Source organism: Sphingobium sp. TomMM15 (genome assembly GCF_055397045.1).
The window spans coordinates 173,790-186,557 of sequence record NZ_AP027316.1; the positions used below are offsets into that span (position 1 = coordinate 173,790).

Annotated in this window: 9 protein-coding genes; 5 read left to right on the plus strand and 4 right to left on the minus strand. The window is 61.5% G+C overall.

Annotation, left to right across the window (positions count from 1 at the left end; all coding sequences use genetic code 11):
• The first annotated feature begins 8 nt into the window (after positions 1-8).
• The 3 genes from ACZ51H_RS17765 to ACZ51H_RS17775 all read left to right on the plus strand — a co-directional run bounded on the left by ACZ51H_RS17765 (position 9) and on the right by ACZ51H_RS17775 (position 4,341).
• On the plus strand, positions 9-1,487 hold the full coding sequence (locus tag ACZ51H_RS17765) for an alpha/beta hydrolase domain-containing protein (protein WP_464803511.1): 1,479 nt from the start codon (positions 9-11) through the stop codon (positions 1,485-1,487).
• 31 nt (positions 1,488-1,518) lie between these two features.
• Entirely contained in the window at positions 1,519-1,965 is a 447-nt protein-coding gene (locus ACZ51H_RS17770; RefSeq protein WP_464803512.1) for a nuclear transport factor 2 family protein, read from the plus strand.
• 93 nt (positions 1,966-2,058) lie between these two features.
• On the plus strand, positions 2,059-4,341 hold the full coding sequence (locus tag ACZ51H_RS17775; protein WP_464803513.1) for an arylsulfatase: 2,283 nt from the start codon (positions 2,059-2,061) through the stop codon (positions 4,339-4,341).
• Positions 4,342-4,575: 234 nt separating this feature from the next.
• On the opposite strand, the gene ACZ51H_RS17780 is transcribed toward ACZ51H_RS17775, so the two are convergent.
• The gene (locus ACZ51H_RS17780; RefSeq protein WP_464803514.1) at positions 4,576-6,912 is read right to left on the minus strand and encodes a TonB-dependent receptor; all 2,337 of its coding nucleotides are present in this window, start codon (positions 6,910-6,912) and stop codon (positions 4,576-4,578) included.
• Positions 6,913-7,093: 181 nt separating this feature from the next.
• On the opposite strand from ACZ51H_RS17780, the gene ACZ51H_RS17785 reads away from it, so the two are divergent.
• On the plus strand, positions 7,094-8,449 hold the full coding sequence (locus ACZ51H_RS17785) for a glycoside hydrolase family 1 protein (protein WP_464803515.1): 1,356 nt from the start codon (positions 7,094-7,096) through the stop codon (positions 8,447-8,449).
• Positions 8,450-8,518: 69 nt separating this feature from the next.
• Here ACZ51H_RS17785 and ACZ51H_RS17790 read toward each other — a convergent pair whose 3' ends face one another.
• The 3 genes from ACZ51H_RS17790 to ACZ51H_RS17800 are packed head-to-tail and all read right to left on the minus strand — an operon-like array spanning position 8,519 to position 10,643.
• A complete protein-coding gene (locus ACZ51H_RS17790; protein ID WP_464803516.1) occupies positions 8,519-9,334 on the minus strand; it encodes an SDR family NAD(P)-dependent oxidoreductase in 816 nt (271 codons plus the stop codon).
• Positions 9,331-9,786 carry a nuclear transport factor 2 family protein gene (locus tag ACZ51H_RS17795; protein WP_464803517.1) on the minus strand — a complete coding sequence of 152 codons (456 nt, stop codon included), beginning with the start codon at positions 9,784-9,786 and terminating at the stop codon, positions 9,331-9,333. The genes ACZ51H_RS17790 and ACZ51H_RS17795 overlap by 4 nt, the downstream gene beginning before the upstream one ends.
• Before the next feature lie 2 nt (positions 9,787-9,788).
• On the minus strand, positions 9,789-10,643 hold the full coding sequence (locus tag ACZ51H_RS17800; RefSeq protein WP_464803518.1) for an SDR family NAD(P)-dependent oxidoreductase: 855 nt from the start codon (positions 10,641-10,643) through the stop codon (positions 9,789-9,791).
• Positions 10,644-11,019: 376 nt separating this feature from the next.
• Here ACZ51H_RS17800 and ACZ51H_RS17805 point away from each other — a divergent pair, with 376 nt between their 5' ends.
• A complete protein-coding gene (locus ACZ51H_RS17805) occupies positions 11,020-12,441 on the plus strand; it encodes an NAD-dependent epimerase/dehydratase family protein (RefSeq protein WP_464803519.1) in 1,422 nt (473 codons plus the stop codon).
• Positions 12,442-12,768 lie beyond the last annotated feature (327 nt).

Below are 12,768 nucleotides of genomic sequence, written 5' to 3' on the forward strand. Positions count from 1 at the left end.
AAAAAGAGATGAAGCCCAACACATTGTGGTTGATGCCCCTGCTTGCGGCAACGATGCTGGTTCAGCCGGGATGCGCCGTCTCTCCGCCCGGTCAGGTGAAGGCGCAGCCCGCCGCCGTGGCCGCTGTCACCTTCGAAGGGCCAATCACCGGGGGCACGCGCGGCTTTCCCTATTCCGCCTCCATCGTCGACCTGGCGCCCTACGGCTATACGGAAAGCGAATACTTCGTTTCCGGCAAGGCCCATGCCTATTATGTCGCGCCGGGTACCACGCTGGGCGCGGATGGCCGATGGCAGGTCGTAGCAGGGGAGGATGTGCCGTACAAAACCCGTATCCTCGTCCGCAAGCCGCCCGCGAACAAGTTCAACGGCACCATCGTCATCGAATATATGCAGGAATATTTCGGCACGGAGCGGGACACCAATTACCGGTGGAACGCCGAGACGCTGCTGCGCAACGGCTTCGGCTGGGTAGGGGTGTCGATGCATCATGAAGGCATTGACGATACAAAGCCCCCGCAGACGATCACCTATGCCGGAAAGCAGATCCCCATCGGCACCACGCTCGCCCGCTGGGACCCGCAGCGCTATGGCAGCCTGTCCGTGCCATCGAGCGATATGTCCTATGACATGCTGACCCAGATCGCCGCTGCCCTGAAAAGCAAGACGATGGCGGGCGGACCCGATCCTTTCGCTGGCCTGGAGCCCAAGGCCGTGATCGGCGTCGGCAACACGATCGCGGGAGAAAGGCTGGCGATCTACATCAACGCCGTACAGCCGCAGGCCAGGGTGTTCGACGGCTTTTTCCTGCAAGACCTGCATACCGGCGCGAAGCTGAAGCTGTCGGGCGCGGACACACCCTTGCCGACCGTGCGAACCGATGTCGGCGTGCCGGTGATCGTGCTCAACACCACCACCGCATCAGCCGAGCGCGGCCCGCGTGAGGAAGGCAGGATGCTGCGCTTCTGGACGCCTGCTGGCAGCTCGCACACGACCGGCCCCTATATGGTCCGCGTCGGCAAGGCGAACCAGCGCGACCTCGGCCTGGACGGCGGCAATTGCCCGGCCGATTATGCCAATACGTTCCCGGTGCAATATGTCTCCGGCGCGGCCATCGTCGCGGTCGACCAGTGGATCAAGAGCGGCAAGGCAGCACCCAGCTTCCCCCAGCTTGCCTCTTTCGAAGGGCCCGAGCAGCCGGTGCTTGAGCCTGCCAGCTATTTCGACGCGAACGGCAATGTGAAGGGCGGCCTGCGTACCCCATGGGTGGATGTTCCCGTCGCCCGCTATGACTGGCGCGGCGAATGCATTGGCGGGTCGGGGCGCACCTTTCCCTTCACAACGGAGCAGTTGAAGGCGCTTTACGGCACGCCGGACGTCTATCACAAGCGTTTTGCCGAGGCGGCCAAGGCGGCCGAGAAGCGCGGCGTGCTGTTGCCGCCGGACACGCAGGCGGCGATCGAAGCCGCGAACAAGGTGAGCTGGTGACAATGCCCGGATTTTAGGGAGGAACGAGATCGTGACCCAAGCAGAAAAAATCGCCGCCACATTGGAAATCCATGCGCTCAAGGCGCGCTATTTCCGCACCATGGACATGAAGGATTGGGCCGGATTGGAAGCGACCTTCGCGCCCGACTTGATCGCCGATTTCCGGGAATCGACTGGCGAGCCGGACGAAAGCCAGTTGACTCATGGGGCCGCTCCTTATGTGGCCAAGCTCGCGCCCATATTGGAGCATATCCAGACCGTCCATCACGGCCACATGCCGGAAATCACCATCGAAAGCCCGGATCGCGCGACCGGCATCTGGGCGATGGAGGACAAGCTGTGGGTCCAGGAAGGATCACCGCTGCCTTTCAAATGGATGCATGGTTACGGCCATTATCATGAACGCTATGTCCGCATCGGCGGCGAATGGCGCATCCAAGAAATTCGCCTGTCGCGCATCCGCGTGGACGTGGGCTGACTCAAACCGGCCTTAGCCGATTGCGGAACATGCGGAGCGCGGCCGGAAGGAACGGCCGCGCTCCGCAGCAGCAGAACAGAGAAGAGAGACAAGATGGCGGCCAGACTTTTGAAATTACTTGCTGGAACGGCCTGTTCCGCTCTCATCCTCTCGCCCGCCCTCGCGCAGGAAGCAGCGCCGCCGGTCAAGGCGCCCCAATATGTGCGGCAGGCTCCCGCTGGCGCGCCGAATATCGTGCTAGTGCTGCTGGACGATGTCGGTTTTGGCACCACCTCCACCTTTGGCGGGCCGGTCGACACGCCTGCTCTTAGCGCGCTTGCCCGGCAGGGCCTGACCTACAACCGCTTCCACACGACGGCGATGTGCTCGCCGACGCGCGCGTCGCTCCTCACCGGACGGAACGCGCATCGGACAGGGGTGGGCGCGGTGATCGCGGACAGCCGCCCCGGCTATAGCGGCTTCCATACTAAGGACAGCGCCATGATCGCCGAGGTCCTGCGGGAAAATGGATACAGCACTGCGGCCTTCGGCAAGTGGCACACCACCGCGGCGTGGGAAACGTCGCCAGCCGGACCGTTCGACCGCTGGCCCACCGGCGAGGGGTTCGAGAAATTCTACGGCTTCGAAGGGGGCGAGACCGACCAGTTCGAACCGTCGCTGTTCGACGGCACGACCCCGGTGCGGCGTCCGGCGGGCAAGGACTATCATCTGACCGATGACCTTGTGACGCAGAGCATCAACTGGTTCCGCGGCCAGCGCGCGATCAATCCGAAAAAGCCCTTCTTCCTCTACATGGCCCCCGGCGCGATCCACGCGCCCCTCCAGGTGCGGCAGCAGTGGATCGACCAATATCGTGGCAAGTTCGATCAGGGATGGGACAAGCTGCGGGAAGAAACCTTCGCCCGTCAGAAGCGGCTGGGGATCATACCGCCCAACACGCAATTGACCCCGCGCCCGGAAGGGATGCCTGCATGGGACAGCCTGTCCCCCGATGAAAAGCGGTTCGCATCACGCCTGATGGAAAGCTATGCGGGCTTCATGGCACATACCGACGCGGAAATGGGCAGGCTCGTCCAGTCGCTCAAGGATGCGGGCGAGTTCGACAATACGCTGTTCATCTATGTCGTGGGCGACAATGGCGCGAGCGCGGAAGGCGGGCTGGGCGGCAGCCTCAATTATCTCGGCGCGCTGCAAGGCATGCCTGAAACGCTGGAATCCAAGCTGGCTCATATCGACACCATCGGCGGGCCGAAAGCGAACGCGCACATTAACGCCGCCTGGGCCTGGGCGGCGGGCACGCCGTTTCAGTGGACCAAGGCGGTGGCGTCCCATCTGGGCGGCACCCGCAACGGGCTGGTGATCAGCTGGCCCAAGAAGATCAGCGAGCCGGGCGGAATGCGCAGCCAGTTTGGCCATGTGAACGATGTCGTGCCGACCATATTGGAGGCGACCGGCATCCCCGCGCCCGCGGAAGTCGATGGCGTGAAGCAGGTGCCGATGGATGGCACGAGCCTGGTCTATTCCTTCAACGACGCGATCGCGCCCGAACGCCACCGGACCCAATATTTCGAGATATTCGGCCATCGCGCCATTTATCACGACGGCTGGATGGCATCGGCCTTTCACACCCGCCTGCCATGGGGCGCGGCGCTGGGCGCTGGCGCGAAGCCGTTCGAACAGGACCGCTGGGAACTGTACGACCTCAACAGCGACTTTTCCCAAGCCCATGATCTGGCGGCCAGCCAACCGGCAAAGCTCAAGGAATTGCAGGCCCTGTTCACCCGCGAAGCCGCCGCCAACCAGGTGCTGCCGCTCAAGGGTCAGCAGTTCGGCGATGCCGGGCTGCCGAGCTTGCAGACGGGCGCGAGAAGCCGGACCTATTATGAAGGTGCGGTCGGCGTCCCGGAAGGGGCCTTGCCCCGCATCGTCGGCCGGTCATGGGGCGTGGAAGCGAAGCTTGGCGTCGGCAAACAGGCGCATGGCGTGGTTGCGACGTTGGGAAGCACGGATGCGGGCTGGGCGCTCTATCTGGACGCCGGGCGTTATCCGATCTTCACTTACCGCCTGTACAATATCGCTACCGTTACGTTGAAGGGCAGGAAGCCTCTGCCGGTCGGCCAGAATGCCGTCCGCATGAATTTCGACTATGACGGCAAGGGCATGGCGAAGGGCGCGCGACTGGGCCTGATCGTCAATGGCGCGGAAGTGGCGTCGGGCCGGGTTCCGGCGAGCCCGCCCATCTTCTATTCGATCACCGGCAGTTTTGACGTTGGCGTGGACACCGGATCGCCCGCAGGCGATTACCCGGAGAACGCTCCGCTCGGCAATCCCGCGAGCGGCATGAAGATCGATAGCGTCACCGTCGAGCAGCGATAGGCCAGACTATCTTCGTCCATCCGCTCGGGTTGTTGCGAAGTCATGTTGAGCGCCTGCCAAGCACTGGCAGGCGCTCAGAAGTCTATCATGGCTAAGCCCGATCAGGATGAACTCTTGCGTCGGAGAGCGTTGAAGGCAGTCAAAGAAAAGGGGCATGATCCAGGCCGGATCATGCCCCTTTTGCTGTGACCTCCTGCCGGGTGTAATAAACCACCCGGCCGAGCCTCTTTTCCCTTAGCCGCCGCCGAAGGAGAAGCGGGCGGTGACGCCGACTTCGCGGGGCGGGGTGAAGTTCACATTGTTGTAGCCCGAACGGTAGCCGCCAAGGACATATTCAGCATCGCGGAAGGTGACCTTCTGAACATTGAAGATGTTCTTGGCGAAGATGTTGACGTCCAGGCCCGGCACGATCTCGCGCGCGCCCAGGAACAGGTTCACGATGCCGTAGCTGCCATAATTGTTGCCGGTGGCGATATCGGTCGTCTTGCTTTGCCAGGTGAACAGGCCGCGCAGATAGGCCGTGGCCTGACCGAGAGGCGCGTTATATTCCGACAACAGGGTCGTATTCCACTTGGGCACGTCCGACAGCGCGCCGTTGGAGCGGCAGAAGGCCACCGGCGTACCGGCCGGAAAAGCGGACGGCAAGGTCGGCGTAGCGCCGCTGTCGGGAACGCCGTCGAAATTGGTGTCGCGGCAGGGGATCGACGCATTCTTGAACTTGCCGTTCGCATAGCCCACCGAACCCTGGACATAGAAGCGGTCGCTTGGCGAGAAGTACAGCTCGGCCTCCGCACCACGGACGCGCGCATCGCCGTTGAAGGTGATGTCGTTCGCCGAGACGGCCAGACCGCCTTCGTTCACGTTCGGAATGGACCGGGCGCGCGCGATATAGCCGTCGAAATTCTGCTGGAAGATGGCGGCGTTGAAACGCAGCCGCTTGTCCAGGAACTCGCCCTTGAAACCGATTTCGAAATTGTCGGATTCTTCGGCGTCGACCATGCGAACGCTGCTGGGAACCGGTGTCGCCTGGTTGGAGCCCGGACCGCGCCAGCCATGTCCATAGGAGGCATAGACCAGCAGATCTTCATTCAGATGCTGGACGATTTTCGCGTCATACACCCACGCCTTGAACTTGCGCCGCGGCTGCGGCTCGGTGATCACCGGGATGAATGGCGAATTGAAATCCAGGTTGAAGCCCTTGGTGACATCCGACCAGATGTGGCGGGCGCCCACGAATATTTCAGTGTTCGTCGGCAGGTGGAATGTGCCGCTGGCGAAAAGCGACTTGTTCACGTCCTTGATCGGCAGCGTGATGTCGCCGACGAGTACCCGCCCAGCCGCCGGAGCGCCCGGCGTAGGAACGGCGCCGCCGCCAAAGGCGCCCGGCAGATAGGTGAAGATGTTCAGCCGGGTAACGTCGGACGTGGCCTTGGAGTAGAAGCCGCCGACCGTATAATCGAGGAAACCGCTCTGCGTCTTACCGTCCAAACGCAGTTCGTGCGACCAGCTTTCGACCGGATTGTTGAAATTCTGCGGTTCCGAATAACCGGGAATGGCGTTGCCCGCATCATTGTCGCCGACGCCGGTCGGAGTGACGCTGCGGAACTTGCTGTAGCCGCCATTATAGTTAATCGAAGCGTCGCCCAGGTCATATTTTGCCGACAGCGATGCGTAGTGCGCGGTCAGGCGGCGGTAGAATAGATCCTCCTGAACCGCCACGCGCTGCTTGGGATCGCGGATGACCGGTCCATTATAGCCCAGGCCCGAACCTTCCACCGTCGGCAGCGACCTGCTGACGTTGCGGAGATATTGGTAGGTGCCCAGAATGGACAGTTCAGGAGTCGGCTCCCACAGCAGCGAGGCGCGGATGCTCTTGGTCTTCGCGCCGGATTCCACGCCGGTCGTCAGGCTGTGGACGTCGCCATTTTCATTACGGTCGTAAAGACCGGCGATGCGCAGAGCCAGCTTGTCCTGCACGATCGGGAAGTTGACGGCGAACTGGCCGTTGAGGCCAAGCTGGTCGGTAGCGATGCCCTGAACATATCCGCCCATCTCGTTAAGGTCAGGACGCTTGGTCGAAAGAGTGATCGAACCGGCAGGAGCGGGGGCGCCGCGCAATGTGCCCTGCGGGCCGCGCACGACTTCGATCTGGCCAATATCGTAGAGGCTCTGAAACGCGATGGCGTCGTTGATCGGCACTTCATTGAAGTAGATGACGACGGCCGGCGGCGCGCCGGTGGTGTTGCTGGTGCTGACGCCGCGCAGAGCCGTCACCGTGCCTGACGTGCCGCGGGGCGTGAAGGACAGGCCGGGCGACAGCGCCTGAATGTCAGTGAAGGTGGTGAAGTTCAGTTCCTTGATCTGCTCGCCGGAAACGGCGGTCACGACCACGGGAACATCCTGAAGGCTCTGGTTGCTGCGAGTCGCCGTGACGATGATGTCGCCCGACGTATCGGCTGCACCGGCGTCGTTCTGCGCCTCAACGGATTGCTGGGCGTGGGCGGCTGGCGCAAACCCCGCGAGGGCCGAACCGGCCATCAGCGCAGCGCGCGTAAATTGCCAAAATCGCATAAAATTCCTCCCCATATACATGGTCGATGCCGCTGCATCTGAAAGTGATTTGAAAATCGCGCGGACCGATATTACAGGCGGATTAAATTGACAACCCCTATTCTTTTTAAGCACTATCGCCTACAGCGCCGACGATTTCGAGGATCGCGGCGCGGTCCACATAATGCGAAGAGGATAATTCATGGATTTCGAGGACGCGCTCGACCGGCGATCGATCTTGATGGGCATGGCGGCCGGTTCCGCACTGCTTTCCAGCCCGGCCGTGGCCGCTGCGCCGGCGCGCAGGACGGCAAAGGGCAGCTTCCCCAAGGGCTTTTTGTGGGGCGCGTCGAGCGCGGGTCATCAGACCGAAGGCAATAATGTCAGTTCCGATCTGTGGGTCGTAGAAAATATGAAGCCTTCTCCCTTTAGGGAGCGGTCGGGCGATGCCTGCGACAGTTATCACCGCTGGGACGAAGACGTCGCCCTGGTGAAGGCGATGGGGCTCAACGCCTATCGTTTTTCTATCGAATGGTCTCGCGTGGAGCCGGAAGAAGGCCAGTTTTCGCTTGCCGAACTGGACCATTACCGCCGCTGCATCGCCGCTTGCCGCGAGGCGGGCATCTTCCCCAATGTGACGCTCAACCATTTCTCGTCACCGCGTTGGTTCGCTGCCCGGGGCGCGTGGAACAAGCCGGACGCGCCGGAACTGTTTGCGCGCTATGCCGAACGTGTGGCCAAGCATATGGGCGACCTCATCGGCATGGCGGTGCCCTTCAATGAGCCCAATGCGCCGCTGGTCGTCAAATGGTCGCCGGACATGCAGAGCGCGACCGGCCAGCCGATGGACATTGCATCCATGTCGGCGCCGCTGATGAAGCTGGCCGCCAAGAAGGTGGGAAGCGACGAATTCTCCTCCTTCCTGTTCAGCGATCCCAAGGTCGCGGTGCCCGCGATGATCCGCGCGCACGAACTCGCCATGGCCGCGCTGAAGGCCGGTCCGGGCAAGTTTCCGGTCGGTGCGATCGTTTCCATCGGCGATGATCAGGCGGTGGACGCCGGCGAAGCGAAGGTCGCCCAGAAGCGTCAGGAAGTCTATGCGCAGTGGCTGGAAGCTGCGGGCCGCAGCGACTTCCTGGGCGTCCAGGGCTATACCCGCTATCTGATCGGCCCCGAAGGGCCGCGCAAGGCGGGCAAGGATGCCCAGTTCACCAAGAGCAAGTGGGAATATTATCCCGCGGCCATCGGCAATATCGTGCGCTATGCCGCGTCGCAGGTGAAGGTGCCGATCTATATCACCGAAAACGGTATTTCGACCGACGATGACGCACAGCGTATCGCCTATATCGACGGCGCGCTGGCCGGTTTGAAGGCCGCCATCGATGCGGGCGCGGACGTGCGCGGCTATTTCCACTGGACGCTGCTCGACAATTGGGAGTGGAATGAAGGCTTCCACCAGCGCTTCGGCCTGGTCGATATCGATCGCACCACCTTCAAGCGCACGATCAAGCCCAGCGGCCGCTATCTCGGCGGGATCGCCAAGCGCAACGCGATATAGGCGCTAAAAGAAATAGCCCCCATCCCGAGGCGGGTTGGGGGCATCTTCTTTATGGTAACGACAGGCGAATCAACCGTTGTTATCGACCTTGATCCCCCATAGCTGCGCCGACATGGCGGAAGCGTTGGCGGTGACGGCGGGACGCGGCATTGACCGCAAGCCCTCCACCGCCGCATCGCCGACCGCATACCAGACCGGCGCACTTCCTAACGCGCCGATCGCGCCAGAGGCAAAGGTGCGGGCGTCCATCGGCACCAGTCCTTCGATTTCCACCATGCCCGATCGCTGCATGGCGGGCGTGTCGGTGAGCGAAGCGACCGCGCACAAAATATCGATGCCGTCGCGCTGCAATTCCCAATGCAGCCCTTCCGCCAGCACGATCTCGAAAGATTTGGACGCCGCATAGGTGACGACATAGCCGCTGCCGACCAGCCCTGACATGGATGACACCAGTATCAGCCCGCCACGACCCTTTTCCCGCATCTTCGCCAGCGCTGCATGCGCAAAGGCGACGGGCGACGCGCAGTTGAGCGCCACCAGGTTAAGGGCACGCTCGACCGGCTGATCCAGGAACAGATTGACCCCATGGGTCGCTCCCGCATTGTAAATGACGAGGCCATAGTCCCTTGCCGCGATGATTTCGTTCGCCTTCGACGGAATGTCCGGGGCGGTGAGGTCAAGTTCGATGATATCGACATCGACCCCGTGCGCCCGCCGGATTCTGTCTGCCGTCTCGTTCAACGCTCCGGCCGACCGCGCCACGAGTGTGAGGTCAAGGCCCGCGCCGGCGAGGAGATCGGCGAACTGCGCGCCGATCCCTTCCGAACCGCCCAAGATCAACGCGCGCGGGCCGTAGCGATCGGCGAGCGAAGCCGCGCCGCTCATCCCAGTTGTTCCTCGCCCGCAGCGAGAACAGCCGGATCGCCGCTATGCAGGAACCAGATTGCGTCCCGGCGAACGATGCGCCAGCCTTCCGCCCGCCTTTCCCAGCGATCACGATATTCGCCCGTCGAATCGAAAATCGCTCCTACCGGATCATCGCGGCGCTGGTGCCGTGCCTGCACATAGGCGCGGCTTTCGGCCCGATCGCCGTCCACATCCACCAGGATGCTGCCGATCAGATGCTGGGTGCCGCCGCACACATCCAGGAACTGGCGCATCTGCGCTTCCAGCTCTTCCATCCCTTCCTGCTCGCCGCCCGATCCATAGTTGAACGTCAGGTCATTGGCGAAGACGTCAGACAAATCCTGCCAGCGCTTCTGATCAAGAATGCGAGCGAATTGGCCGAGACCGCGGATGATTTCCCGCTCGTCCATCAAGCTTTGAAGCGTGGTCATGATCAGTTACCTGCCTTTGCGCGAAGTGCGTCGTCCAAAAATTTATTTGTGTCATGGGCGGCGGTGCGAACACCATAATCCGCATCTTCCGGCGCGCCGGAAAGCATCGCGTTGTAGATGCCCGCGGCCCAGCCGCCATCGACCGCCAGTTCGGCGCCTATGATATAGGACGCTTCATCGCTCGCCAGGAAAAGGGTGGCCGCAGCGATCTCGTCGGGCTCGCCACTGCGTTGCGCGGGCACCATGCCGAACCCCTTGTTGATATCCTCTACCGCTGCCCCGGTAGGATTGCCCATCACCGTATGCACGCCGCCGGGGTGCACGGAATTGACCCGCACGCCGCGCGGACCGAATTCCATCGCGGCAACCTTCGTCAGGCCGCGCACGGCCCATTTGCTGGAGGAATAGGCGGCATAGCCGTTGGCTCCGCGCATCCCATCCACGGACGAAATGTTGATGATGGAGCCGCGCCGCTGACGCACCATCGCGCCGCCGACGATCTTCAGCCCCAGGAACGTGCCGACCAGATTGACGTCCAGAACCTTGCGGAAGTCATCCGCCTCGCACTCCAGGATGGAACGGAAGCGCTGCATGGCGGCATTGTTGACGAGAATGTCGGGCGTGCCGAATGCCGCCTCCGTTGCGGCGAGTAGCGCTTGCCAATCAGCCTCGCTGGAAATGTCGGTATGGTGGAAAAGCACCGACGGGCCCAACTCCCGCGCCAGCTCTTCGCCTTCGGGCAGCAGGTCCGCGATCACGACCTTCGCACCCTCCCGCACGAATTGCCGCACCGTCGCGGCTCCCATGCCCCTCGAACCACCAGTAACTATTGCGATTTTACCAGACAGGCGCGCCAATATTCCTCTCCTTGCCTTGCGCATGTGCCCACAAAGTCAGGCCACAGCACATCATTATGCGTCGATAATGCGGTGCTATCTCTATTTTCCGCTTGCAGCAACCTTGTCGATGGATGGAATGGCAGTGCAAGGCTTTCTACATAATGTTAAACAGGCTCTACTTTAGGCTTGCGCGGTACACAGGATGGTATACACAGGCCCAGCCTTCTAGGCACCTCTCCTTCCTCATAAAGGCTGGTCTCCAGACCGGCCTTTTTTTTCGCCAATCTGGCTGCTTCAAAGTGATTACAGCTTGGCATTTTCTTCCTGACAAGACGCAGGCTTGCGGCTAACGAACCCTATAATATTTGCCTTGAACCATTAGGGGAACAGCATCATGACCGACAGCCGCAAAACGGTTTTCCTGACCGGCGCGACCGGCAATATGGGACGCGAGGTCGTGAAGCGTATCGCCGCCAGAAGCGACGCGCTGCGCCTGCGTGTTTTGATACGACCGGAGGAAAAGGCGCATCCGGTGGTGCGCGACATCATAGCTCGGAATGCGGCGGAGATCGTCTGGGGAGACCTGACGGACAGCGCTATTATCCGCGAAGGTGTGAAGGGCGCTGACGTCGTGCTGCATGTCGGAGCGCTAGTGTCTCCGCTGTGCGACCGGATGCCGCTCGATGTGGTGACCAACGTCAATGTCGGCGGGACGCGAAATATCGTCGATGCAATCCATGCGGTGGGAGACCCGAAGACCACCCGCCTCATCTATATTGGAACGGTCGCCCAAACGGGCAGCCGCAATGCGCCGGTGCAGTGGGGGCGTACGGGCGACCCGATCAAAATCAGCGTGTATGATCATTATGCTGTCACCAAGACACAGGCCGAAGCAATTGTCGCGCAGAGCGGGATCACCCATTGGGCCTCGGTGCGCCAGAGCGGCATGGCTCATTATGAGATGTGGAAGATCTTCGACCCCATTATGTTTCACAATCCGCTGAACGGTGTGTTTGAATGGTCTACTGCTCATGACAGCGGCCGGTTGATGACGGCGCTGTGCGGCGACCATGTTCCGACGGAATTCTGGGGTGGCTTCTATAATCTGGGCGGCGGCGCGTCGTCGCGTGTCGTGAACCATCAATTCATGGCGGCGCAGATGCCAAACTATCAAAAAGTCCTTCGTCCGCACTGGTTTGCCACGCGCAACTTCCACGGACAATGGTACTCCGACTCCGACCGGCTCGAAGCGTTGGTGCCCTTCCGCGAGCAGTCGTTATGGGATTATTTCGAGGAAGCGCCCAAGCACATGCCCTGGATTGCTCGAGCCCTTCCCAAGCTGATGCCGGGGGCGGTGTCGAAGCGGATCGAAAAGCTCGCCCAGGCGCCGGAGGGATCACTCTTTTGGTTCGCCCATAATGATGAAGCCAAGATCAAGGCGTATTTCGGATCTCGCGCAGCGTGGGAGGCAATTCCGCGTGACTGGGACAAGTTCAACTTCGCCCAGCCTCCGCGCGAGCCGATTCTGCTGAACCACGGTTATGACGAAAGCCGTGCGCCCCAAGATTGGCGGATCGACGACCTAAAGTGCGCGGCGGAATATCGCGGGGGCAAGTGTCTAGCGGGATCATTTGATGGACCGGATGTACCTGTGGAATGGCAATCGTCGGCGGGCCATCATTTCACCATGACACCACGGCTCTATTTGAAGGGGGGCCATTGGTGCCCCCAAACGATGCTGGAGACCTCCAGCTATGCCGCCGAAGCGGAACGCAATCACTTCTTTGCCCAAGTCTGGAGCGAAGCGGCGGGCTGAAACTCCGAGGAACAAGCCCGTCACGCTGAATCTGTGTCAGCGTGACGGGCTCAAATATCGATACTCTCGACAACGTCGGTTCGGCAGCCCAGGTCCGCTTTACAATGCGGATGCGAAGCTTTGACTGGCCATCGCTTTGAACATTTTTCACAGGCGTTTAGCCATCGCTCGGCGCGGCGTTTCCTCGACTGCCCGGCTGCTTGACGGGACGTCGATCGGATGTGTGCGGCGATCCGACAGTCCTCCAGCAGGCTCCCGACTCACATTCAGACACGATGGCCGCCTAGATTTGCGTACCCGCGCGCCTTTAAAAGTCGTGGGATTTGC